The 22,654-nt window shown below is 67.9% G+C and carries 20 protein-coding genes; 7 read left to right on the top strand and 13 right to left on the bottom strand.

Annotated features, from left to right (window positions below; translation table 11 throughout):
• Together lipA and EEB19_RS03050 are read left to right on the top strand one after the other, a co-directional pair.
• The coding region (gene lipA / locus EEB19_RS03045) for a lipoyl synthase (RefSeq protein WP_187583119.1) at positions 1-1,027 on the top strand (1,027 nt) is incomplete at its 5' end.
• Positions 1,028-1,103: 76 nt separating this feature from the next.
• Positions 1,104-1,844, top strand: coding sequence for a DUF4191 domain-containing protein (locus EEB19_RS03050; protein WP_187583120.1), 741 nt, complete (start codon positions 1,104-1,106; stop codon positions 1,842-1,844).
• A gap of 12 nt (positions 1,845-1,856) precedes the next feature.
• Here EEB19_RS03050 and EEB19_RS03055 read toward each other — a convergent pair whose 3' ends face one another.
• Genes EEB19_RS03055 through EEB19_RS03075 form a run of 5 tightly spaced genes read right to left on the bottom strand, consistent with a single transcriptional unit; the run spans position 1,857 to position 6,941 of the window.
• Complete coding sequence (locus EEB19_RS03055) at positions 1,857-2,606, bottom strand: FadR/GntR family transcriptional regulator (protein ID WP_187583122.1); 750 nt, start codon at positions 2,604-2,606, stop codon at positions 1,857-1,859.
• A 12-nt stretch (positions 2,607-2,618) separates the two neighbouring features.
• The gene (locus EEB19_RS03060) at positions 2,619-3,404 is read right to left on the bottom strand and encodes a 3-oxoacyl-ACP reductase (RefSeq protein ID WP_187583124.1); all 786 of its coding nucleotides are present in this window, start codon (positions 3,402-3,404) and stop codon (positions 2,619-2,621) included.
• A 57-nt stretch (positions 3,405-3,461) separates the two neighbouring features.
• Positions 3,462-4,835: an aldehyde dehydrogenase gene (locus EEB19_RS03065; protein WP_187583126.1), complete on the bottom strand. Its 1,374-nt coding sequence runs from the start codon at positions 4,833-4,835 to the stop codon at positions 3,462-3,464.
• A complete protein-coding gene (locus EEB19_RS03070; RefSeq protein WP_187583128.1) occupies positions 4,832-5,593 on the bottom strand; it encodes a gamma-glutamyl-gamma-aminobutyrate hydrolase family protein in 762 nt (253 codons plus the stop codon). The genes EEB19_RS03065 and EEB19_RS03070 overlap by 4 nt, the downstream gene beginning before the upstream one ends.
• On the bottom strand, positions 5,580-6,941 hold the full coding sequence (locus tag EEB19_RS03075; RefSeq protein WP_187583130.1) for a glutamine synthetase family protein: 1,362 nt from the start codon (positions 6,939-6,941) through the stop codon (positions 5,580-5,582). Before EEB19_RS03075 ends, EEB19_RS03070 begins: the two co-directional genes overlap by 14 nt.
• 272 nt (positions 6,942-7,213) lie before the next feature.
• On the opposite strand from EEB19_RS03075, the gene EEB19_RS03080 reads away from it, so the two are divergent.
• Entirely contained in the window at positions 7,214-8,755 is a 1,542-nt protein-coding gene (locus EEB19_RS03080) for an amino acid permease (RefSeq protein ID WP_187583132.1), read from the top strand.
• 48 nt (positions 8,756-8,803) lie between these two features.
• Here the strand turns inward: EEB19_RS03080 and EEB19_RS03085 are convergent, their stop codons facing one another.
• Positions 8,804-9,304 carry an RDD family protein gene (locus EEB19_RS03085; RefSeq protein WP_187583133.1) on the bottom strand — a complete coding sequence of 167 codons (501 nt, stop codon included), beginning with the start codon at positions 9,302-9,304 and terminating at the stop codon, positions 8,804-8,806.
• Positions 9,305-9,628: 324 nt separating this feature from the next.
• Between EEB19_RS03085 and glnA (EEB19_RS03090) the strand changes: the two genes are divergently transcribed.
• Together glnA (EEB19_RS03090) and EEB19_RS03095 are read left to right on the top strand one after the other, a co-directional pair.
• Positions 9,629-11,062: a type I glutamate--ammonia ligase gene (gene glnA, locus EEB19_RS03090; protein WP_187583134.1), complete on the top strand. Its 1,434-nt coding sequence runs from the start codon at positions 9,629-9,631 to the stop codon at positions 11,060-11,062.
• 155 nt (positions 11,063-11,217) lie between these two features.
• Positions 11,218-11,403 carry a hypothetical protein gene (locus EEB19_RS03095; RefSeq protein ID WP_187583135.1) on the top strand — a complete coding sequence of 62 codons (186 nt, stop codon included), beginning with the start codon at positions 11,218-11,220 and terminating at the stop codon, positions 11,401-11,403.
• Positions 11,404-11,413: 10 nt separating this feature from the next.
• Here the strand turns inward: EEB19_RS03095 and EEB19_RS03100 are convergent, their stop codons facing one another.
• Positions 11,414-11,914: a hypothetical protein gene (locus tag EEB19_RS03100; RefSeq protein WP_187583136.1), complete on the bottom strand. Its 501-nt coding sequence runs from the start codon at positions 11,912-11,914 to the stop codon at positions 11,414-11,416.
• A gap of 42 nt (positions 11,915-11,956) precedes the next feature.
• Entirely contained in the window at positions 11,957-13,501 is a 1,545-nt protein-coding gene (locus EEB19_RS03105; protein WP_187583137.1) for an MFS transporter, read from the bottom strand.
• 97 nt (positions 13,502-13,598) lie between these two features.
• Here EEB19_RS03105 and EEB19_RS03110 point away from each other — a divergent pair, with 97 nt between their 5' ends.
• Together EEB19_RS03110 and EEB19_RS03115 are read left to right on the top strand one after the other, a co-directional pair.
• Positions 13,599-14,354: a TetR/AcrR family transcriptional regulator gene (locus tag EEB19_RS03110; protein ID WP_187583138.1), complete on the top strand. Its 756-nt coding sequence runs from the start codon at positions 13,599-13,601 to the stop codon at positions 14,352-14,354.
• A 62-nt stretch (positions 14,355-14,416) separates the two neighbouring features.
• Positions 14,417-14,827, top strand: coding sequence for a phage holin family protein (locus tag EEB19_RS03115; protein ID WP_187583139.1), 411 nt, complete (start codon positions 14,417-14,419; stop codon positions 14,825-14,827).
• Positions 14,828-14,838: 11 nt separating this feature from the next.
• Here EEB19_RS03115 and EEB19_RS03120 read toward each other — a convergent pair whose 3' ends face one another.
• The 5 genes from EEB19_RS03120 to EEB19_RS03140 form a co-directional block, all read right to left on the bottom strand.
• A complete protein-coding gene (locus tag EEB19_RS03120; RefSeq protein ID WP_187583141.1) occupies positions 14,839-15,489 on the bottom strand; it encodes a heme oxygenase (biliverdin-producing) in 651 nt (216 codons plus the stop codon).
• Complete coding sequence (locus EEB19_RS03125; protein WP_187583562.1) at positions 15,486-16,436, bottom strand: endonuclease/exonuclease/phosphatase family protein; 951 nt, start codon at positions 16,434-16,436, stop codon at positions 15,486-15,488. The genes EEB19_RS03120 and EEB19_RS03125 overlap by 4 nt, the downstream gene beginning before the upstream one ends.
• A complete protein-coding gene (locus tag EEB19_RS03130; protein ID WP_187583143.1) occupies positions 16,436-19,450 on the bottom strand; it encodes a bifunctional [glutamine synthetase] adenylyltransferase/[glutamine synthetase]-adenylyl-L-tyrosine phosphorylase in 3,015 nt (1,004 codons plus the stop codon). The genes EEB19_RS03125 and EEB19_RS03130 overlap by 1 nt, the downstream gene beginning before the upstream one ends.
• 106 nt (positions 19,451-19,556) lie before the next feature.
• On the bottom strand, positions 19,557-20,897 hold the full coding sequence (gene glnA, locus EEB19_RS03135; protein WP_187583144.1) for a type I glutamate--ammonia ligase: 1,341 nt from the start codon (positions 20,895-20,897) through the stop codon (positions 19,557-19,559).
• Between the two features lie 84 nt (positions 20,898-20,981).
• Entirely contained in the window at positions 20,982-22,508 is a 1,527-nt protein-coding gene (locus EEB19_RS03140) for an alpha/beta fold hydrolase (protein ID WP_187583146.1), read from the bottom strand.
• Between the last annotated feature and the right edge of the window lie 146 nt (positions 22,509-22,654).

Raw genomic sequence — 22,654 nt, forward strand, 5'->3', positions numbered from 1 at the left:
CACCGACACCAGCGCCCCCTCCGCCCCTCCGGCCGGTCGTAAGCTGCTGCGTCTCGAGGTGCGCAACGCGCAGACCCCGATCGAGCGCAAACCCAGCTGGATCAAGACCCGCGCCACCATGGGACCGGAGTACACCGAACTCAAGGGCCTGGTGAAACGCGAAGGCCTGCACACCGTCTGCGAAGAAGCCGGCTGCCCCAACATCTACGAGTGCTGGGAAGACCGCGAGGCCACCTTCCTCATCGGCGGCGAACAATGCACCCGCCGCTGCGACTTCTGCCAGATCGACACCGGCAAGCCCGCCGAACTCGACCGCGACGAACCCCGCCGCGTCGCCGAGAGCGTCCAGGCCATGGGCCTGCGCTACTCCACCATCACCGGCGTCGCCCGCGACGACCTGCCCGACGAGGGCGCCTGGCTCTACGCCGAGACCGTGCGCGCGATCCACCGACTCAACCCCGGCACCGGCGTGGAGAACCTGATCCCCGACTTCCACGCGAAACCCGATCTGCTCGCCGAGGTCTTCGACGCGCGCCCCGAGGTCCTGGCCCACAACCTCGAGACCGTCCCCCGCATCTTCAAACGCATCCGTCCGGCGTTCCGCTACGAACGTTCGCTCGACGTGATCACCCAGGCGCGCGACTTCGGGCTGGTGACCAAGTCGAACCTGATCCTCGGCATGGGCGAGACCCCCGAAGAGGTCCAGTCGGCCATCGTCGACCTGCACGAGGCCGGGTGCGACATCCTCACCATCACCCAGTACCTGCGCCCCTCACCGCGCCACCACCCCGTCGAACGATGGGTCAAGCCCGAGGAGTTCGTCGACCACTCCGAGTTCGCCTCCGAGATCGGCTTCGCCGGCGTGATGGCCGGGCCCCTGGTCCGCTCCTCCTACCGCGCCGGACGCCTCTACGCACAGGCCATGGCCCGCCACGGCCGCGAACTCGCACCCTCCCTGGCCCACCTCGCCGACGAAGGCTCCGCCTCCCAGGAGGCCTCCAGCCTGATGGCGCGCCTCGGCCGGTAGCGACCCGACCACACCCACGTACGCCGACAGCCGACCGCGGTCCGACGACCGCCGGTCGGGACGTAAACTGGTCGGCATGGCAAAGGCGCAAGACAAAGAGGCGAAGGCCGAGGCGAAGAAGGCCCGCAGACAAGCGTCGCGGGAACGCTACAAGCAGTTGTGGCAGGCCTTCCAGATGCAGCGCAAGGAAGACAAACGGCTGATCCCGTACATGGTCGGCGTCTTCGCGCTGATCGTCGCGGTCTTCGTCGTCCTCGGCCTCGTGTTCGGATCGGTGTGGCTGCTCCTGCCGCTCGGCATCGTCCTCGGCCTCCTGGCCGCATTCATCCTCTTCGGTCGGCGCGTGCAACGCACCGTCTACACCAAGGCCGAGGGGCAGCCCGGCGCCGCCGGATGGGCTTTGGGCAACATGCGTGGGCAGTGGCGGGTCAAGCAGGCCGTCGCCGGCAACGCCCACCTCGACGCCGTGCACCGCGTCATCGGCAAGCCCGGGGTCATCCTCGTCGGTGAGGGCTCCCCGACCCGGGTCAAACCGCTGGTCGCCCAGGAGAAGAAGAAGGCGGCACGCGTCGTCGGCGACACCCCCATCTACGAGGTCATCCTCGGCAACGACGACGGTCAGGTCCCGCTGAGCAAGCTCGAACGCCACATCAACAAGTTGCCGAACAACATCGACGGAAAGCGAATCGACGCACTCGAGGGGCGGCTCGCCGCGCTCGGCGGGCGCAACCCGCAGGGACCCGGCATGCCCAAGGGCCCCATCCCCGGCAACGCCAAGGTGCGCGGCATGCAGCGCACCGCGCGCCGCAAGAGCTGATCCGCCGGGGCCTCAGCCGAGGAACCCGCGCAGCAGGGTCGCCGTGCCCTCGAGATGTGCGTCCATCGCCGAGGCGGCCCCGTCGGGATCGCCGGTCAGGATCGCCATCAGTATCGCCTCGTGTTGCTCGTCGGAGTGCGCGATGTTGACCTCGAGCTGCGGGATGCGGTCCAGCGCGCGGTTGATCAGCATCCGGTTGTCGGCGGTGAGCGCGACGATCGACGCCGCGCCGGTGGCCTCGGCGATCGCCAGGTGCAACCGCGAATCCAAGCGGCGATACTCCTCGCCCGCCGCCCCGCGGATGTCACCCAGACGGTGCCACAGCGCCTCGCGTTGCACCGCCGACAACGTCCGCCCGGCCGCCATCCTGGCCGAACCGACCTCGAGGATCTCCCGGACCCGCAGCGCGTCGTCCAACTCCGCCGGAGTGATCGGCTCGCCCTCGGCGCCGGTGAGGTCGGTGGCGTCGACCGCCCCGGGGGTGGGCAACACGTCGGCCAGGAACGTACCGCCATAGCGGCCGCGCCGAGCCACCAGGAACCCGGCGTCGGCAAGCGCCTTGATCGCCTCCCGCACGGTGTCCCGGCTGACACCGAGGCGCACCGCGAGTTCACGCTCGGGCGGGATCGACTCCCCCGGCTCGAAGACCCCGAGCCGGATCAGTTGCAGCAGGCGACCGACGGTCTCCTCGAACGCGTTGGCAGGCCGGACCGGCGCGAGCAGCGCGTCGGTCACGTGGTGCGTGCGGACGGCATCCGTCATGAGCGTTCCCCGCTACAGCGGCGTGACATACGCCGAGCTGATCCCACCGTCGACCAGGAAGGTCGACGCCGTGATGAACGACGCGTCGTCACTGGCAAGGAAGGCGACGGCGGCGGCGAGTTCCTCGGGTTCGGCGAACCGACCGACCGGGACGTGCACGAGTCGTCGGGCTGCCCGCTCGGGGTCCTTCGCGAAGAGCTCCTTGAGCAGCGGCGTGTTGACCGGTCCCGGGCAGAGCGCGTTCACCCGGATGCCCTGCCGCGCGTACTGGACGCCGAGTTCCCTCGACATGGCCAGGACGCCACCCTTGGATGCCGTGTAGGAGATCTGCGACGTCGCCGATCCCATCACCGCGACGAAGGACGCCGTGTTGATGATCGAACCCCGACCGGCGGCGGACATGTGCCTAAGCGCCGCGCGACACGAGAAGTACACCGAGTTCAGATTCACCGACTGCACCCGCTGCCACGCGTCGACGTCGGTGTTCTCGATGAGATCGTCGTCCGGCGGTGAGATGCCGGCGTTGTTGAACGCGATGTCGACGGACCCGAATCGCTCGGCGGCCGCGTCGAACAGACCGTCGACCTGTACGCGGTCGGCGACATCCACGGGCACGAAGAGACCCTCGACCTCGTCGGCCGCCCGCTTGCCTGCGTCGTGGTCGAGATCGCCGATCACGATGCTGGCCCCCTCGGCGCGCATCCGGCGGGCCGACGCCAGGCCGATGCCGCTACCGCCACCGGTGATGACCGCGACACGCCCGGTCAGGCGCTGTGTCAGATCGACTGTGGTACTCATGTTTTCCCTTCGGGGTGGGCGTTCGGGATCGGGGCTTTCGGGATCGGGGCGTCTGGCCTACGGCTCCGCCGATTCGCGGACCGCGATGAAGACGTTCTTGGTCTCGGTGAAGCCGAGGGGTGCGTCGGGTCCCAGTTCCCGACCGAGACCGGATTGTTTGAAGCCGCCGAAGGGCGTGGTGTATCGGACGGACGAGTGCGAGTTGACCGACAGGTTGCCCGCCGCGACCGCGCGCGACACCCGCAGGGCTCGCGAGAGGTCGTCGGTCCAGATCGATCCGGAGAGACCGTAGTCCGTGGCGTTCGCGATCCTGATGGCATCGGCCTCGTCGTCGAACGGTAGGACGGCGACGACAGGACCGAAGATCTCCTCGACGACGGAGCGGTCCGTCGGCGCAGGAGTCAGCACCGTGGGCGGGAACCAGAATCCCGGACCGTCGGGCGCCGATCCGCGGAATGCCACCGGCGCATCGTCGGGCACGTAGGAGGCGACCTTCTGACGGTGCGCCTGCGAGACGAGCGGCCCCATCTCGGTCGTGTCGTCGGCCGGATCACCCACCCGAACGCCCGCGACCGCCGGCTCGAGGAGCTCCATGAACCTGTCGTAGACGCTGCGCTGCACGAGGATTCGGCTTCGCGCACAGCAGTCCTGACCGGCGTTGTCGAACACGCCGTACGGTGCGGTGGCGGCAGCCTCCTCCAGGTCGGAGTCCGCGAACACGATGTTGGCGCTCTTGCCACCCAATTCGAGCGTGACACGCTTGACGGATTCGGCGGCGCGGGTCATCACGTGCTTGCCCGTCGTCGTCGATCCGGTGAAGACGATCTTGCCGACGCCCGGATGTGACAGCAGCGCCTCGCCGACGACGTCGCCGCGTCCGGGCAGCGCCTGCAGCAGTCCGCGCGGCAGGCCGGCCTCCTCGGCGAGCTCGGCGAGGCGGATGGTGGTCAGCGGCGTCCATTCGGCAGGCTTGACCACGACCGCATTGCCGGCCGCCAGGGCGGGAGCGAATCCCCAGGAGGCGATCGTCATCGGGAAGTTCCATGGCGTGATGATCCCGACGACACCGATCGGCTCCGCGAAGGTGAGGTCGATCCCGCCGGCGACGGGGATCTGCTTACCCGACAATCTTTCCGGAGATGCGGCGTAATAGGTCAGCACGTCGCGGACGTGGTCGGCCTCCCAGCGCGCCTGGCCGATCGGATGACCCGAGTTCGCCACCTCGAGTGCAGCCAGTTCCTCGCGGTGGGCCTCGACGGCGGCCGCGAGATCGCGCAGACCGGCGGCGCGTTCCGCGGGAGCCAGCGCCGCCCACTGTCGTTGGGCGCGGGCAGCGGTGTGCACCGCGTCGTCGACGGCGGACGCGTCGAGCTCGGTGACCGTGGTGATGAGCATCTCGGTCGCCGGGTTGATCACGTCGAACGTCGTCATACCTCCACCTCCTGAGAACGGGCGATCCGGACGCGGGCTGCGTCGACGACGGCACTGAACAGCCTCAGGTCGTCGAGTCGCTCCTCCGGATGCCACTGGACGGCGACCACGAAATCGTCGCCGGGGACCTCGACCGCTTCGATCATATGATCGGCATCTCGCGCGCTGACCACGAGCGATTCGGCCGGCCGGTCGATCGCCTGATGGTGATAACACTGGGCCTCGACGGATTCGCCGAGCAGCGACGACAGACGTGTGCCGGGCGTGACGTCGATCCGGGTGCTGGAGAACACCGCGTTTCCCGCGCGATGCCGGGAGTGCCCGACAACGTCGGGCAGGTGCTGATGCAGTGTGCCGCCGAGTGCGACGTTGAGCACCTGGATGCCGCGGCAGATGCCCAGCACCGGCACGTGGCGACGCAGCGCAGCATCGAGCAGTGCGAACTCCCACCGATCGCGGTCGGTGCGCGGACTGTCGGTCTCCGGATGAGGATCCTGGCCGTATCCGGCGGGGTCGACGTCGACCCCACCGGTCAGCACCAGCGCGTCCAGCCCGTCGACGACCCGATCGGCGATCTCGCGGTCGGCGGGCTGGGGCGGCAGCAGGACGGCGATCCCACCGGCCCGACCGATGCCGTCGAAGTACACCTGCGGCAGAAAACTGGCACGAACGTCCCAGACCCCGGTGCGCGACTGCTCGAGATAGGTCGTCAGCCCCACCACCGGCCGGATCGTCCCGGCGCGTTCAGAGTCGTTCAAATCCTCGCACCCTCTCCCAATCGGTCACGGCCGAACCGTACGCGGCCAATTCCACGCGGGCGTTGTTGAGGTAGTGCTCGACGACCTCGGGGCCGAACGCCTCGGCGGCGAGCGTCGAGCCGGCGAAGAGATCGGCGGCCTCGGCCAAAGTGGTCGGCAGCCGTTCTGCCGAACCCGCATAGGCGTTGCCCGTGGCGATCTCGGGCAGCGGCAGTTCGCGATCGACGCCGTCGAGACCGGCCGCGATCAGCGCGGCGACCGCGAGGTACTGATTGACGTCACCTCCGGGCGCGCGACACTCCACCCGCATCCCGTCACCATGCCCGACCACGCGCAGCGCACAGGTTCGGTTGTCCATACCCCAGGCGATCGCGGTCGGCGCGAAGCTGCCGTCGACAAACCGCTTGTAGGAGTTGATGTTCGGCGCGCAGAAGAGGGTGAGCTCGCGCAGCGAGGCCAGGATGCCCGCGATGAAGTGTCCGAACATCGCCGACATCCCGTCGGGGGCCGCGTCGTCGGCGAACACCGCGCTCCCGTCGTCGCTGCGCAGGGAGATGTGGATGTGACAGCTGTTGCCCTCACGCTCGTCGAACTTGGCCATGAACGTGAGGCTCTTGCCGTGCTGGTCGGCGATCTCCTTGGCGCCGTTGCGGTAGATCGTGTGGTTGTCGCACGTGACCAGGGCGTGGTCGTAGCGGAACGCGATCTCCTGCTGTCCGAGATTGCACTCCCCTTTCACCCCTTCGCAATACATGCCGGCGCCGGTCATCCCGCGACGGATGTCGCGCAACAACGGCTCCATCCGGGTCGACGCCAGCATCGCGTAGTCGACGTTGTAATCCGTTGCCGGAGTGAGGTTGTGATACCGCTTCGCCCAGGCCTCGCGGTAGGTGTTGTCGAAGACCATGAACTCCAGCTCGGTGCCGACGAAGGGTACGAGTCCCCGCTCGGAGAGCCGATCGATCTGCCGGCGAAGGATGTTGCGCGGGGCCGCGACGACGGGCGCGCCGTCGGTGGTCCCCAGATCGGCCAGCACCAGCGCCGTACCGGGCAACCACGGTATGCGCCGCATGGTTGCCAGGTCCGGCGTCATCACCATGTCCCCGTAGCCGGTCGCCCAGCTCGACATCGCGTATCCGTCCACCGTGTTCATCTCGACGTCCACGGCGAGGAGGTAGTTGCAGCATTCCGCACCGTGAGCGGCCACCTCCTCGACGAACAGTCGAGCGGAGACGCGCTTGCCGGTCAGTCGGCCCTGCATGTCCGGGAACGCGACGATCACGGTGTCGATCTCGTCGGCGAGAACGAGCTCTCGCAGTTCCGCCATGTCCAGCATGCCGTCGCTCATCGGCGCTCCTCTGCGTTCTCCGCGACCCCGGTCACCCGTGGGCCCGTCCTGTGTGTCCCGCCGCCACGCCCGCGACCGGTCTCGCCCGACTCATCAACCATTGGAGGTCCTACCAGATCATGTTTGTAGCGGTCTCACCACACGATTCGATTCGGAACTTTCGCCCAAAGGTGGGTGAGCAGACCTTTGGAGTTCTATTCTGCGGAGAACAATGGGACGACGCAACCGGCGATCGCTCCACGAATCGGCACCCACCGAGAGCGAGAGACGCGATGGCAGATGTGTCCAAACCGGCGATGACGTCGTCCGGCGCCACCTACACCCACGCCGAGGACGGGTACTTCGAGAAGCGTCAGCTCAAACGCAGCGCGGGGTTCTGGGGCATCTGGGGTATCGGCATCGCCGCGGTCATCTCCGGCGACTTCTCCGGGTGGAACTACGGCATCGGTCAGGCCGGTTGGGGTGGACTCGGGGTTGCCGCGCTGATCATCGTGGTCATGTACTTCGGCATGCTCTTCTCGATCGGCGAGATGTCGGCGGCCATGCCCCACACCGGCGGCGCCTATTCCTTCGCGCGCGCCGCGATGGGCCCGTGGGGCGGATTCGTCACCGGGTTCGCCGAGACGATCGAGTACGTCTTCACCACCGGCGTCGTCGTCTACTTCTCCGCGTCCTATGCCAACGCGATCACCGACGACCTGTTCGGGCTGAGCATGCCGGCCTGGGTGTGGTGGCTGATCCTCTATGCCGTGTTCATCGCGCTCAACTCGTGGGGCGCCGAGGCGTCGTTCAGGTTCGCGATCGTGGTCGCCCTGGTGTCGGTGAGCATCCTCGTCCTGTTCGGCATCTTGGCCCTCGCGAACGGCGCCGTCGACTTCGGCAAGCTCCTCGACATCGACCCGGATACGGCGAAGGCGGGCGCCAGTGACTTCTTGCCGTTCGGCGTCATGGGCATCCTGTACGCGCTGCCGTTCGCGATGTGGTTCTTCTTGGGCATCGAAGAACTCCCGCTCGCCGCCGAGGAGGCGCACGAGCCGACGAAGGACATCCCACGAGCCGGCATCTGGGGCCTCGTCACGCTCGTCGGCTGCGCCGCGATCGTCTTCTTCCTCAATCCCGCGGTCACCGGCTCGGCCGCCCTCGGCGACTCCGACGAACCACTGCTCGACGGCTTCCGCGCGTTCCTTCCCTCCGGGTGGGCGTCGGTGTTGTCGGCATTCGCGCTGATCGGGTTGCTGGCCAGCCTGCAGGGCATCATGTACGCCTACGGCCGCAACCTCTATTCGTTGAGCCGCGCGGGCTACTACCCGAAGGTGCTCTCTCTCACCGGTTCCCGTCAGACCCCCTACATCGCCCTGATCGCGGGAGCGGTCATCGGGTTCATCGCGCTCCTGGTGATCGAGTACTGGATCTCCGGCGCAGGCGCGATCGTCCTCAACATCGCCGTGTGGGGTGCGGTGCTCGCCTACATGCTGCAGATGGCATCGTTCATCCTGCTGCGACGAAAGTTCCCGAATGCCCGGCGCCCGTACATGAGCCCCACCGGGGTGTGGGGTGCGGCAATCGCGTTCATCATCGCCGCCGTCACCTTCGTGGGCGTCCTGATCAACCCCGACTACCGCGACGCGGTGATCGCGATCGTCGTGTTCTACGTCATCGGCCTGCTGGTCTTCGGCCTCTACGGTCGCCACCGGCTCGTGCTGTCCCCGGAGGAGGAGTATGCGGTGACCGGCGGCCTGCACGGCTTCGACCCCGACCAGGAGGGCCTCGGCGGAACCATCGAGGACGAGATCCTCAAGGGTCACACGGACTGAGCCCGACCCGCGCGCCACCGACGACGGTGCGGATGCGGATGCGCGAGGTCAGCGGGTGCGCACCATCGCGGTCCCGGTCGCACGGTCGTGGAGGGCGCGGCCGTTGTAGTCGTTGATCAGCGCGGGCACCAGGAAGACGATGAGCACCTGTCTGCCGAGAGCCCGGAGGATTCCGACGGCGGCAAACGGTTCCTTTCCGGTCGCCTCGGCCTCCGCGCGGTCCGGGCCGAAGTCGACCCGGGCGACGCGCATACCGACCGCGAACTGACCGGGCGTGAAACCGAAGAACGTCACCGCCACCACGCCGATGACGAACCAGACCCCGAGCACGGTGGTCCCCAGCGACGGTGACGAGAACGGCACGAACAGCAACGAGACGCCACCACCGAGCAACCAGTCGATCAACAGCGCTGCCACGCGGGGCCATCCGCCGGCCAGCGCACCCGGCCCCGATTCGGGCAGACCGAGGTCCTGCCCGCGGTACTCACCACCGCCGCCCTCCGGACCGATCTGGGGTCCGGACAGCCACGATCCCGTCGCCCGTCCCATCAGCGCTCACCCGCGCTCGGGTCGCTGATCGGACTGGCCGGAATCGATGCACGCATGCCCCAATGCTAGACGGGGCCATCCCGTCGGCCGATCTCGGTTTTCTCCCCTTCCGTGGTGCTCTGTGCACCGACGTGGCATCGTTGCGAACCGGAACGACGTGTTGTCCAGATATCTGAGCCGTGTAACACAGGAGAAACACGGTCTTGACGCGCGGGCAACTTCGCGTCCATACGGTTCTCGCTGAGATCCGCTGCGTTCTGATCGGCGGCGGATGAGGCGGGCAGGTGATCTGGCCACCCGAACAAGTTAAGGAGTCACCGGACGGTGTACAGCAGCAAAGAAGAACTTCTCGAGGGCATCAAGAAAGAGGGCGTCGAGTACGTCGACATCCGCTTCTGCGACCTGCCCGGTGTGATGCAGCACTTCTCGATCCCGGCGTCGGCGTTCACCGAGGACGTGTTCGAGGACGGCCTGGCGTTCGACGGTTCGTCGGTGCGCGGCTTCCAGTCGATCGACGAGTCCGACATGATGCTGCTGCCCGACCCCGCGACGGCACGCATCGATCCGTTCCGCCACGCGAAGACGATGAACATCTCCTTCTTCGTCCACGACCCGTTCACCCGCGAGGCCTACAGCCGCGACCCGCGTAACGTCGCCCGCAAGGCCGAGGACTACCTGGCCTCCACCGGTATTGCCGACACCTGCTTCTTCGGCGCCGAGGCCGAGTTCTACATCTTCGACGGCGTCTCGTTCGGCTCCGAGATGAACGGCACCTTCTACGAGGTGGAGTCGGAGTCGGGCTGGTGGAACACCGCTTCGCCGACCGATCCGGACGGCAGCCCGAACCTCGGCTACAAGGTCCGCCCGAAGGGTGGCTACTTCCCCGTCGCGCCGTACGACCACTACGTGGATCTGCGCGACGAGATGTCGACCAACCTGCAGAACGCCGGCTTCGAGCTCGAGCGCGGCCACCACGAGGTGGGCACCGGTGGTCAGGCCGAGATCAACTACAAGTTCAACACCCTGCTGCACGCCGCCGACGACGTGCTGCTGTTCAAATACATCATCAAGAACACGGCGTATGCGAACGGCAAGACCGTCACCTTCATGCCGAAGCCGCTCTTCGGTGACAACGGCTCGGGCATGCACGCCCACCAGTCGCTGTGGAAGGACGGCAAGCCGCTGTTCCACGACGAGGCCGGCTACGCAGGCCTGTCGGACCTGGCCCGCTACTACATCGGCGGCATCCTGCATCACGCGCCGTCGCTGCTGGCGTTCACCAACCCGACGGTGAACTCCTACAAGCGCCTGGTGCCCGGCTACGAGGCCCCGATCAACCTGGTCTACAGCCAGCGCAACCGTTCGGCCTGCGTGCGTATCCCGATCACCGGCAACAACCCGAAGGCCAAGCGCCTCGAGTTCCGCTGCCCGGACAGCTCGGGCAACCCGTACCTGGCGTTCGCCGCGATGATGATGGCCGGGCTCGATGGCATCAAGAACAAGATCGAGCCGCACGAGCCCGTCGACAAGGATCTCTACGAGCTCCCGCCGGAGGAGGCCAAGGGCATCCCGCAGGCGCCGACCTCGCTGTCGGCCGTCATCGACAAGCTCGAAGAGGATCACGAATACCTCACCGCCGGTGGCGTGTTCACCGAGGACCTGATCGAGACCTGGATCGCGCTCAAGCGTGAGAACGAGATCGAGCCGGTGCAGATCCGCCCGCACCCGTACGAGTTCGCGCTCTACTACGACTGCTGAGATCGACGACCGCTGTCACGCAGCGGTTCACAGCACCACGCCGAAGGGCGGCCGGGACCTCTCCCGGCCGCCCTTCGGCCGTTCTCACGTGATTGATGTCACGTTAAGGTCTTTGTGCCCTGCCGTTTCACTCCGGTTGTACTTAGGTTGAGCACATGACCCGCAGCAGATTTGTCGAAGACCTCGCACCCGGCGACCGCATCAGCGTCGATGGGATGCACGGAGTGGTACGCACCACCACCCGCACCGGCGACGACCAACGCATCGTCGAGTTCGTCCACAGCTCCGACAACCGTCGGGAGATCACCCTGGCGTCGGGCGCCACCGTCGAGGTCCTCTGACCGACCGGCCTCACACCGTCCCCGGGGCTCCCGGGATCGGCTCGGTCGAGCGTGTCTCGACGGCCTGCGCCACTCGGGCGATCCCCTCACGGACCATCGCACCGTAGGCGTCGTCGGCGAGCAGGTCCACTCGTCGGCGGGCGTCCTCGAGATGCGCCGTGGCCGTGTCGAAGGACCCGAGCCGGCGCAGATCGTCGGCGAGGTTCAAGTGCAGCGACGGGTAGAAGGCCGCGACCTGCAGGCTCTCGTGGTGGGTGTGCACCCGCTCGTCCGACAGCACGTCGGCCGCATCGAGCGCCCGGGTGTCCCACATCAATGCCTCGGCAGGGTCGGTGACCATGTCGGCCAGATGGTGGGCGAGCACGCACCGATGGAATGGGTCTCCATCGGGCCGGATCTCGCCCCACAGGTCGATCATGTCGGCTCGTGCCGCGGTGTGGTCCCCGTTGTGGAACGCGCCCACCGCCGCGGTGATCCGGGCCAGTGTCGGGTCGGCGACGGTCTCGGTCATTCGTGACACTCCGATGCTCCAGGGGTCGGTCTCGGCCGAACACTATGACGCCGCACCGACATCCTCGGCGGGTCGTCCGCGATCGGGGGCACGTCGCCCCTGCCGGCCGTCCCGTGCGGTCCGTTCGGTCAGCAGCCACCCGGCCAGGACGGCCGTGACGAGCAGGGTCGCGGCGCCACACCACGCCGCGACGCCCAGTCCGTCGACAAACGATCGTCGCGCGGCGTCGAGGATCGCTTCGGCGTGCGCGGCGGGGAGATGCTGGGCCGTCGCGACCGCGCCCGCGAGGCTGCGTGCGGCCTCCCCACCGGCGAGGTCGGCCGGGAAGCTGGTGCGGAACACCGCATTGACGACACTGCCGAGGACGGCGATCCCGAGTGCACCGCCGAGCTCACTCGAGGTCTCCAGCAGGCCGGACGTCGCCCCGGTACGGTCGGCGGGCGCCACCGAGACCACGTAATCGGCGATCATCGAGGTCGCCGCGACGACTCCGGCCGCGAGCAGAGCGGCCCCGACCAGGACGATGGCCAGGGAGTCGACGTCCGCGCAGGTGGCCAGTACCGCGAACCCTCCTGCGCCGATTGCCATCCCACCGGCGATGACCGCCGGACGGCCGGTTCGCTGGGCGATGACCGCGGCCGTCGGCGCGATCGCGGCGACCACGACCGTCGGCAGAAGACTCCACAGGGCGGCGCGCAGCGGCGAGTAGTCCAGAACCGACTGCAGGTACTGGGTCATCAGGATCGAGTTCCCGAGAAGGGCGAACATGCAGACGAGGTTCGTCCACACCGACATCCCGAACCTGCGCTCGCCCAACAGGGTCAGATCGAGCATCGGATCGGCCAGTCGTCGCTGGCGGATGACGAACACCACGCCGACGACGACCCCGACGATCAGCATCAGCAGCCGTGAGACGGCGAACCCGTCCGCCGCGAGGTTCTTGAGGGCCGCGACGATGGGCAGCAGGGAGGCCAGCACGAGCCCGGCACTGATGAGGTCGACCCGGCGCCCCGGTGTGGCGGTGTGTCCGGGCAACACCATCGGTGCGGCCAGCAGCAGGATGATCATGATGGGCACGTTGATGAGGAAGACCGACCCCCACCACACGTGCTCGAGAAGCAGTCCGCTGATCACCGGCCCCACCGCGACACCCCCGGCGAGGACCGCGTTCCAGATGGCGATCGCCTTCGCGCGCTGACCGTCGTCGTCGAAGATGTGCCGGATCATCGCGAGAGTCGAAGGCATGAGTGTCGCCCCGGCGACGGCCAGCAGCGCTCGTGCTCCGATCAGCATCTCTGCCGATGTCGCGAACGCCGCGGCGAGCGAAGCGGCACTGAAGCCGGCCGCGCCGAGCATCAGCAGCCGCCGGTGCCCGATGCGATCCGCCACCGACCCCATGGTCAGGAGCAGCCCGGCCAGGACGAAACCGTAGACATCGAAGATCCACAGTTGCTGTTCCGGAGTGGGCGACAGGTCCGCCGCGATGTAGGGCACGGCGAAGAACAGCACCGAGACGTCCATGGAGACGATGAGCATGGGCAGGCAGAGCACGAGGAGCCCGAGCCACGGCGAGCGATGACGACTCATGACATGTCCTTTCTGTATACGGCATAGACTGTGTATGTCATACGCAGATACTAGAACCTATCTGTGTACCGGGCAAGCAGTTTGTAGGATGTGCACCATGACCTCGACCGACGACCCGGATGCCCCGCAGCTCCCGCGGTATCTCGCACTGCTGTGGGGACGGGAGGACTCCGCGCCTCGACGTGGCCCGCGGCCGACCCTGACGGTCCAGGACATCGGCCGTGCCGCCGTCGAGATCGCCGACACCGACGGTGCCGACGCCGTCTCCATGAAGGCCGTCGCCGGCCGCCTCGGACTCACCACGATGTCGCTGTACCGCTATGTCGAGAGCAAGGACGACGTCGTCGACGTCATGGTCGACACCGCATTCGGACAGGCCGATGCATCTCTGACCGCGAGCGGGACGTGGCGTGAGCGCCTGACCGCGTGGGCGCTGTCGGCGGCCGAGCTCGGGCGGCGCCGCCCGTGGCTGGCCACCATCCCCCTGCGCCGGCCGCCGGTGGGACCGAATGTCCTGTCCTGGACCGACGCCGGGGTCCGTGCCTTCGAGGAGACACGACTCGACGGGCAGCAGAAGCTGAGTGCCCTCCTCCTCGTGGACGGATTCGTCCGGCAGCACGTTCGTCAGGCCAGCCAGATGGGCATGCTCGACATCTCCGACGCCGATGCGGCAGCATCGTACGAGACCACGGTGGCGGCCCTGGTCGGCGACGGACACCTGCCGAATCTGGCTGCGGCGATCTCGGATCCGGCCATGGCCGCCTCCGACGACTACTTCACCGAGGAGCTCGACTTCGGACTCACGGTGATCCTCGACGGCATCGCCGCCCTCGTCGACCGCACCGGTGGATGAGAGTTCGCACGACACCGGCGATCCGCGTGCCCGACAGCGGTCCGCACGCCTACGATGAGCCCATGATCCGCATACTCGTCCGTGTGCTCGTGTATCTCATCTCTGCTGCCCTCGGACTCCTGGTGGCGAGTCTGATCCTCGATGACTTCCACGTCCACGCCGGCGGATTCCTGCTCGCGGTCCTGGTCTTCGCGGCGGCACAGATGATCCTCAGCCCGTTCATCGTCAAGTTCGTCCGCCGCAACGCCGAGGCCTTCATCGGCGGGGTCGGACTGGTGTCGACCTTCGTGGCGCTGCTTCTGGCAACCCTGCTCGGCAGTGACGGCATCCAGATCGACGGTGTGGCCACCTGGATCGCCGCCACCGTGGTGGTCTGGCTGGTCACCGCGCTGGCCACGCTGCTGGTGCCGTTCCTGCTCGTGAAGGCCGGCGTGCAGCAGGCGCGCGAGAACCGGGCCGACGCGCAGAACTGAGGGTCGGCGACTCAGGCGGCGAGCTCGGCGAAGAGTCGCTCGTTGTGCTCGAAGGCAGCGATCGCCTCCTCGACGAGCGCACGCGCCTGATCGTCGTCGAGGGGTAGGCCGTCCAGTGTGGCGCGGTAGGAATCCTTGTACCGCTTGAGCTTGTCGATCTCGTCGAACACGTAGAAGGTCAGGGTGTCGTCGGTGAGTCCGTAGTGCAGCTTCATCCGGCTGCGGATCACCTGGCCTCCACTGAGATCTCCGAGATATCGGGTGTAGTGGTGGGCCACGAAGCGTGCGGGGTCGGTGCGCGTCGACTCGATGGCCGCCACGTAGGCGGCCACGCCGGGCAGCGGTGTCGAGGCGTCCGGGTCGAGTCCGAGGGCGACGAGATCGGCGCTCAGCCGCGGCAATCGGCGTAGTCGCTCGTCGACGACCGGCCCGGCGACCGGATCGTCGGCGAGGTGATCGCCGACCTCCTCGAGCGCCCGGTAGACGAAGTACAGTTGCTCCGCCATCCGCCGGTACCCGGAGGCGTCGAGCCGTCCCGACATCAGGTCGTCGACGAAGGTCGCGCGCTCGGCGCGGTCGTGCGCCACCGCCGTGGCGGCGCGGAGGTTCTCCGACAGCTGCGGACGAGTCGTGGGACGGGAGGCTTCGGGGGTGGTCGTCATGATGCCACCAGTGATACCACCACGCCGCGATGATCGGAACCGGAGATGTCGAACGTGCGGACGGAGGTCGCGACGAAGCCGCGGCTGATCACGTGGTCGATCGCGATGACAGGCCGGCCGCCGGGGCGATCCGTCGGATAGGTCGGCAGGAATCCGGCCCCGGCCTGCTCGGTCGCGTCGACGATCCCGTTCTGCAGCAGATCGCGGTAGCGGATGTGGTCCCACGTGGCATTGAAGTCACCCGCCGCGATCAGGGGCCCCGGCGGCAGCGAGCGCAGGTGCCCGCCCAGCAGTTCCAGATCACGCTGCCAGATGTGCGTCCGGCCGGGCAACGGCGCACCCGGATGCACGGCCAGGACCCGCGTGCCCGGCGAGCCGGGCAGGTCGGTCACCGCCTCCAGATTGTGCAGCACGGTCTCGTCGTCGACCTCGGCCTCACCGGACAGTGGCGTCCGGCTGAACAGGGCGGTGCCCAGGGCCTGATCACCGGGCACCGCGAACACATGCGGCAGTTGGCGTGCGATCGTGGTGGCGCGCAGACGTTCCAGAGCCGCCGGGGTGACCTCCTGGACGGAGAGGATGTCCGCATCCGCGGCCGCGACCTGCTGAGCCAATGCGGCGGCGTCGGCGTCGCCGAAGAGCATGTTCGCCGAGACGACGACGATCTCCTCACCGGCCGGCGCGGTCTGCGCGCGCCACAGTGGGAGCTGGGTGTAGCAGAGCGCCGCGACCACCACGATCCCGACCGTCAGCATGATCCACCGGCGCGTGGCCGCGAAGATGACCAGTGCGAGCACGCCTGCGATCACGGCGAAGGGCACCGCACTGGTCAGATAAAGCGACACCTCTCCCCTCGACGGGTAGTAGTGCAGCCACACCGCCAGCGCGACGGCGGCGGCCAGCACCCATCCGACGAGCAACAGCACGAACCGGATGGTGCGTCCGATCACGCCCCGAACACCTTGCGCACCACGGTCTTCGCCCGTCGGGTCACACGCAGGTAGTTCTCCAGGAACTCCGCCGCCTGATCCTCCGGCCACCCTGCCGCGTAGGCGACCGCCCGCAGTTGACTACCCGGTGCGGGCAACTGGTCGACCGGCTTCCCCCGCACCAACACGAGCGCGTTGCGGGCATTGGTCGCCGTGAGCCATGCCTCCTTGAGGAGCGCCACATCGGTCTCGGCGAGCAGTTCGGCCGAGCCGATCGCGTCCAGGGACTGCAGGGTGGAGGTGTTGTGCAGCGACGGATAGCGATGGGCATAGCGCAACTGCAGCAGCTGGACCGTCCATTCGATGTCGGCGAGCCCACCTCGGCCCAGTTTGGTGTGGGTGGCTGGATCAGCACCTCGCGGCAACCGTTCCGAGTCGACCCGCGCCTTGATCCGGCGGATCTCCTTGACCGCCTCCGACGACACCCCGCCCTCGGGGTATCGGATGCGATCGGCCATGTGCAGGAAGTCGATTCCCAGTTGCTCGTCACCGGCGACCTGGTGGGCGCGCAGCAGCGCCTGGATCTCCCAGGGTTGCGCCCACTGCTCGTAGTAGGCGGCGTACGCGGCCAGGGTCCGCACGACCGGACCGTTGCGCCCCTCGGGCCGCAACCCGGTGTCGACCTCGAGCGGCGGGTCCTCACTCGGCGAGCCGAGCATCGAGCGCACCTTCTCCGCGATGGTCTGCGACCAGCGAACGGCAGCGGCCTCGTCGTTGCCGGGCTCGGGGCGACAGACGAACAGGACGTCCGCGTCGGATCCGTAGCCGAGCTCGCCGCCCCCGAGTCGGCCCATGCCGATGACCGCGATGCGTGCGGGAGCGGGCTCACCGCGATCACGCTCGGACTCCGTGACGACGACGGTCAGTGCGGCATTGAGCACCGCCGCCCAGACACTGGAGAGCGCCGCGCAGACCGCCGGGACGTCCATCATCCCGAGGATGTCGGCCGATGCGATCCGCGCGAGCTCGAACCTCCGGTGCGAGCGAGCCACGGCCACAGCACGTTTGAGGTCCTTCTGCCGCACGGTCGACGCGATGAGTCCGCGGGCGACATCGTCGGAGTCGACCTCGCACAGTTTGGGCCCGTTGGCGCCGTCGGAATAGAGGTGGATCACCTCGGGTGAACGCATCAACAGGTTGGCGATGTACTCCGACGTCCCGAGCACATGCATCAGCCGTTCGGCGACGACGCCGTCGTCGCGGAGCAGGCGGATGAACCACTCGGCGTCGTCCATCACGTCGCACAGTCGCCGGTAGTTGAGCAGACCGGCGTCCGGATCCGGGGTGTTGCCGATCCACTCGAGCAGCGACGGCAGGATGAGCAGCTGGATCTGACCACGACGCCCCGCCGACGACGCGAGCGCACGGATGTGGCTCAGCGCGCGTTCGGGTTTCGCGTAGCCCAAGGCCGAGAGTCGACGTTCGGCGGACTTGTCGGAGAGCGTCAGCTCGTCGGTGTTGAACCTGGTCGCCGCCTCCAGCAGTGGCCGGTAGAAGAGCTTCTCGTGCAGTCGGCGGATGCGCGCCTTCTGCCGTTTGAGCTCTTCCCGCAACACGCCCGACGAGTCGAGATCGCCCTCCTGCCGGATGTGGGCCGCACGGGCCAACCAGCGCATGTTGTCGACGTCGTCGAAGGCTGGCAGCAGGTGTGTCCGCGAGAGCCGTTGGAGCTGGAGACGATGCTCGAGGGCGCGCAGAAACTGATACGAGGCATTGAGATTGGCCCCGTCATCGCGCCCGACGTATCCACCCGCGGTGAGCGCGCTGAGTGCATCCACGGTCGCCTTGACCCGGATCTCCTCGTCCACCCGACCGTGCACCATCTGCAGCAACTGGACGGCGAACTCGACATCCCGGAGGCTGCCGCTGCCGAGTTTGAGATTGCGGTCACGCAGTTCCTCCGGGACCATCGACTCGACGCGCCGGCGCATGGCCTGCACCTCGGGGACGAAGTCCTCGCGCTCGGCGGCCGTCCACACCATCGGGTTCAATGCGGCGATGTAATCGTCGGCGAGCTCCATGTCACCGGTCATCGGACGCGCCTTGAGCAGCGCCTGGAACTCCCAGGTCTTGGCCCAGCGACGGTAGTAGGCGACATGCGATTCCAGGGTGCGGGTCAGCGCTCCGGCCTTGCCCTCGGGCCGCAGCGCGGCGTCGACCTCGAAGAAGGCCAGCGATCCCACCCGCATCAGCTCGCCGGCGATCCGGGCGGCGACACCGTCGGCCGGCTCGCTGACGAACACGACATCGACGTCACTGACGTAGTTCAGTTCGCGCGCACCGCATTTGCCCATCGCGATCACGGCGAGCCGGACCGGGAGCGGCTTGTCCCCGCACACCTCGGTGATCGCCACGGCCAGTGCCGCGGTCAGCGCGGCGTCGGCGGCGTCGGCGAGGAATCCGCCGACCTCGGGCAGATAGATGACCGGCTCGTCCTCGACAGTGGGCGCCAGATCGTGGGCCGCCAACTGCAGCAGCAGATCCCGATAGGCGATCCGCAGCGCGACGACCGCCTTGGGCCCGCTGACCGCTGAACGGTAGACCTTGTTGCCCTTCTCCACCTCACCCGGCTCGGGTGTCGCCCCGACGGCCGCGAGCATCCGCTCGTTCATCTCCTCGACCGAGGGAAGCGCCGATTCGGTCAGCAGACGCCAGCTCTCCGGTTCGGCGACGAGATGATCGCCGAGGGCGTCGGAACCGCCGAGCACCGCGAACAGCCGCCCGCGGAACCCGCGATCGGTGCGGATGAGTCGGTCGATCTCGGACCAGGCCGAATCGCCGACCGCACCCTTCACCCGGATCAGGGCGCGCAGCGCCAGGTCTGCGTCGGGAGCACGCGACAGCGCCCACAGCACGTCGATCGACGCGTCGTTGTCCCACCCCAGTTCCCCGAGGTGGCCCGGCGCGGTGTTCTCGAGCAATCCGAGCCGCCCGGCGCTGGGTACGCGGCCGCGTCCGCGAAGTGATGTCACACCCAAAAAGGTAGCGGGCGAGTCGGACCGCCGTCCCGTCAGGGCACGTGATCAGGACGGATCGTGTCGGCGCGCACCGCGAGGTGCGACCGGTCGGTGCGGGCCGTCAGAGCGGCAGGTAGTTCTTCAGCTCGAACGGGGTGACCAGGCTGCGGTAGTTGGCCCACTCGCTCCACTTGTTCCGCAGGAAGTAGTCGAACACGTGCTCACCGAGCGCATCGGCGACCAGCTCGGACTTCTCCATCTCCACGAGCGCATCGGCCAGGCTGCCCGGCAGTTCGCGGTAGCCCATGGCCCGACGCTCGGCGGGGGTCAGGGCCCAGACGTCGTCCTCGGCCTCGTCGGGGAGCTCGTAACCCTCGCTGATCCCCTTCAGACCGGCGGCCAGCAGTACCGCGAACGTCAGATACGGGTTGCACGCAGAATCCGGGCTGCGGACCTCGATCCTGCGCGACGACGCCTTGTTGGGCGTGTAGAGCGGAAGACGGATCAGAGCGGAACGGTTGGCGCCACCCCACGTCGCAGCCGTCGGCGCCTCACCACCGTGGATCAGTCGCTTGTAGGAGTTCACCCACTGATTGGTGACCGCGCTGATCTCGCTGGCATGGTGCAGGATCCCGGCGATGAACTTCTTGCCCGTCTCCGACAGTTGCATCGGGTCATCGGGATTGTGGAAGGCGTTGGTGTCGCCCTCGAACAGGCTCATGTGGGTGTGCATGGCCGATCCCGGATGCTCGCTGAAGGGCTTGGGCATGAAGGTCGCCCACGTGCCCTCGTCGATCGCGACCTCCTTGATGACGTACCGGAAGGTCATCACGTTGTCGGCCATCGACAGCGCATCGGCGTAACGCAGGTCGATCTCCTGCTGCCCGGGCGCACCCTCGTGATGGGAGAACTCCACGGAGATGCCCATGGACTCGAGCGCCTCGATCGCGTGACGTCGGAAGTTCGGCGCGGCGTCATGGACCGCCTGGTCGAAGTATCCGCCGGTGTCGGCGGGCGTGGGGACGCTGCCGTCGAGCGGCGCGTCCTTCAGCAGGAAGAACTCGATCTCCGGATGGACGTAGCAGCTGAATCCCTGGTCGGCGGCCTTGTTGAGCTGGCGACGCAGCACGTGACGCGAATCCGCCCAGCTAGGCGTGCCGTCGGGCATCGCGATGTCACAGAACATGCGGGCCGAGTGATGACGTCCACTCGACGTCGTCCACGGGAGGATCTGGAAAGTCGACGGATCGGGTTTGGCGACCGTGTCCGCCTCGGAGACGCGGGAGAACCCTTCGATGGCCGAACCGTCGAATCCGATACCCTCGGCAAACGCACCCTCGAGTTCGGCCGGGGCGATCGCCACCGACTTCAGGTAGCCGAGAACGTCGGTGAACCACAGCCTCACGAATCGGATGTCGCGCTCTTCGAGGGTCCGCAGCACGAATTCCTTTTGGCGATCCATGACCCGGAGACTAGAAGTAGCCTGTTAAATCCGTGTTACATCCACAATTCGAACTCCTCTTCCTGCGGCTTTGCGAAGTGATTCTCAGCATGTGAGATGTCCGGGTGGGACTCTGAGATCTGTGAGATAACGACTGACGACGTCGTCCACGCAGGGGTCGCCGCGGAACACCGCGGTGTGGTCCTGACCCCGCACCGTCACCACGCCGGCGCCGTTCTCCCGCGCCCACTCGATCCCGGCCGCGTACGGCGTGGCCGGGTCACCCGCCGTCACGACCACCAACGCGGGCGCATCTGAACGCCACCCTCCCACGGGCAGGGCCGCTCCCGGTGGCCGAGCCGCCGGCGTCCAGTGGTCGCAGATCCCCCTCGGCCCGCGGCCCGTCCCCCGGCCGTCGTCGCGGAACGGCGCGGCCCGGCGCGCCCGGGCGTCGTAGTCGTCCCATCGCGCACGGTCGGCGACTCTCGTGTCATCGGCGCACGTGATGGCGAGGAAAGCGTCGGACGTGGCGTCGTAGCCGCCGCCGGGCATCCGGCCCTCGGCGGAGTCGGCGAGGGCCAGCAGATCCGATCCCTCGCCACGGGCCAACCCGGCGAGCGCGCCCCGCAGGCGACCCCAGGTCGATTGTCGATACAGCGCCGCGACTGTCGCGGTCTCGGCGTCGCCCTGCGACAGAGTCCGGTCCCCCACGGCCACCGGCGAGACACGCAGCGGCGCGAGCATCTCCCGATACCGCTGCACCGCCTGGTCGGCGCGCGATCCCAGCGGGCAGCCGGCGCGACGGACGCAATCGGCGGCGAACGCATCGAAGGCCCGCCCGAAGCCGCCGAGTTGTGCCAACGCGGCGTCCACGGGATCTCCATCGGGATCCACCACACCGTCGAGGACGACACCGTCCACATGCGACGGGAATCGGCGCGCGTACTCGATACCCGTCCGCGTCCCGTACGAGTGACCGACGAATCCGATCCGGCCCTCCCCCAGCGCGATCCGCACGCGATCGAGATCGTCGACCGCGAAGTCTGTGCCGACCCTCGACAGGAACGCCGCACCGATCCGGTCGCGACACCGCAGCGCGAGCTCCTCGTGGTCGTGCTCGATCCGAGCGATCCCCGCCGCCGAGCGATCACCGGTGTCCGCGGCGCGCGCCGCGTCGCGTTCGGCATCGGTACGACACCGCAACGACGGTCGCGACGCCCCGACGCCGCGCGCATCGACGGCCACGAGGTCGTGGGACCCGGCGAACGGGAGCCCCGCCGGCGACCGGCCGGCGCGGATCAGGTGATCCACACCCGAACTCCCCGGTCCACCCGGATCGATGACGACCGTCCCGGCACGCACGCCGCGTGCCGGCAGCCGCGCCACGGCCAGGGAGACCGTGCCCGCGGCCGGATCCCCGGGATCAAGGGGGACATCGAGGCGCCCACACAGCACACGCGTGCCCGCCGACGGTGCGTCACCGGCGACCACATCACCATCGGATTCGCATGGCTCCCAAGCGATTCCCGGCGTCACAGCGGCCGGCGCCCGGCACCCCGCGAGCACACCGAGCGCCACCATCATCAGCGCGATGATCCGGCGTCGTCGAGCCATCCGCACACCGGTCGACATGCGGTGATCGTAGGCCACCGACGAGGGTCACCGACCGCGCAGATGTGAGCAAAGCCACAGGTCACGGCACTCAACGAGGTCTGATCCAGTGCCACAATAGTGACTGTCCAACCCAACCCGGGTACCTGCCAGGCAGGACTCGAGGC

The sequence above is a fragment of the Gordonia sp. OPL2 genome (assembly GCF_003797825.1).
In the GTDB taxonomy this organism is placed as follows: Bacteria; Actinomycetota; Actinomycetes; order Mycobacteriales; family Mycobacteriaceae; genus Gordonia.

What these genes read in the sequence shown, in the direction of transcription:
- EEB19_RS03050 (WP_187583120.1), top strand. Translation starts at nt 1,104, where the DNA reads ATGGCAAAGGCGCAAGACAAAGAGGCGAAGGCCGAGGCGAAGAAGGCC.
- EEB19_RS03055 (WP_187583122.1), bottom strand. Translation starts at nt 2,606, where the DNA reads ATGACGGATGCCGTCCGCACGCACCACGTGACCGACGCGCTGCTCGCG.
- EEB19_RS03060 (WP_187583124.1), bottom strand. Translation starts at nt 3,404, where the DNA reads ATGAGTACCACAGTCGATCTGACACAGCGCCTGACCGGGCGTGTCGCG.
- EEB19_RS03065 (WP_187583126.1), bottom strand. Translation starts at nt 4,835, where the DNA reads ATGACGACGTTCGACGTGATCAACCCGGCGACCGAGATGCTCATCACC.
- EEB19_RS03075 (WP_187583130.1), bottom strand. Translation starts at nt 6,941, where the DNA reads ATGAGCGACGGCATGCTGGACATGGCGGAACTGCGAGAGCTCGTTCTC.
- EEB19_RS03080 (WP_187583132.1), top strand. Translation starts at nt 7,214, where the DNA reads ATGGCAGATGTGTCCAAACCGGCGATGACGTCGTCCGGCGCCACCTAC.
- EEB19_RS03085 (WP_187583133.1), bottom strand. Translation starts at nt 9,304, where the DNA reads ATGGGACGGGCGACGGGATCGTGGCTGTCCGGACCCCAGATCGGTCCG.
- EEB19_RS03095 (WP_187583135.1), top strand. Translation starts at nt 11,218, where the DNA reads ATGACCCGCAGCAGATTTGTCGAAGACCTCGCACCCGGCGACCGCATC.
- EEB19_RS03100 (WP_187583136.1), bottom strand. Translation starts at nt 11,914, where the DNA reads ATGACCGAGACCGTCGCCGACCCGACACTGGCCCGGATCACCGCGGCG.
- EEB19_RS03105 (WP_187583137.1), bottom strand. Translation starts at nt 13,501, where the DNA reads ATGAGTCGTCATCGCTCGCCGTGGCTCGGGCTCCTCGTGCTCTGCCTG.
- EEB19_RS03110 (WP_187583138.1), top strand. Translation starts at nt 13,599, where the DNA reads ATGACCTCGACCGACGACCCGGATGCCCCGCAGCTCCCGCGGTATCTC.
- EEB19_RS03115 (WP_187583139.1), top strand. Translation starts at nt 14,417, where the DNA reads ATGATCCGCATACTCGTCCGTGTGCTCGTGTATCTCATCTCTGCTGCC.
- EEB19_RS03120 (WP_187583141.1), bottom strand. Translation starts at nt 15,489, where the DNA reads ATGACGACCACCCCCGAAGCCTCCCGTCCCACGACTCGTCCGCAGCTG.
- glnA (WP_187583144.1), bottom strand. Translation starts at nt 20,897, where the DNA reads ATGGATCGCCAAAAGGAATTCGTGCTGCGGACCCTCGAAGAGCGCGAC.
- EEB19_RS03140 (WP_187583146.1), bottom strand. Translation starts at nt 22,508, where the DNA reads ATGTCGACCGGTGTGCGGATGGCTCGACGACGCCGGATCATCGCGCTG.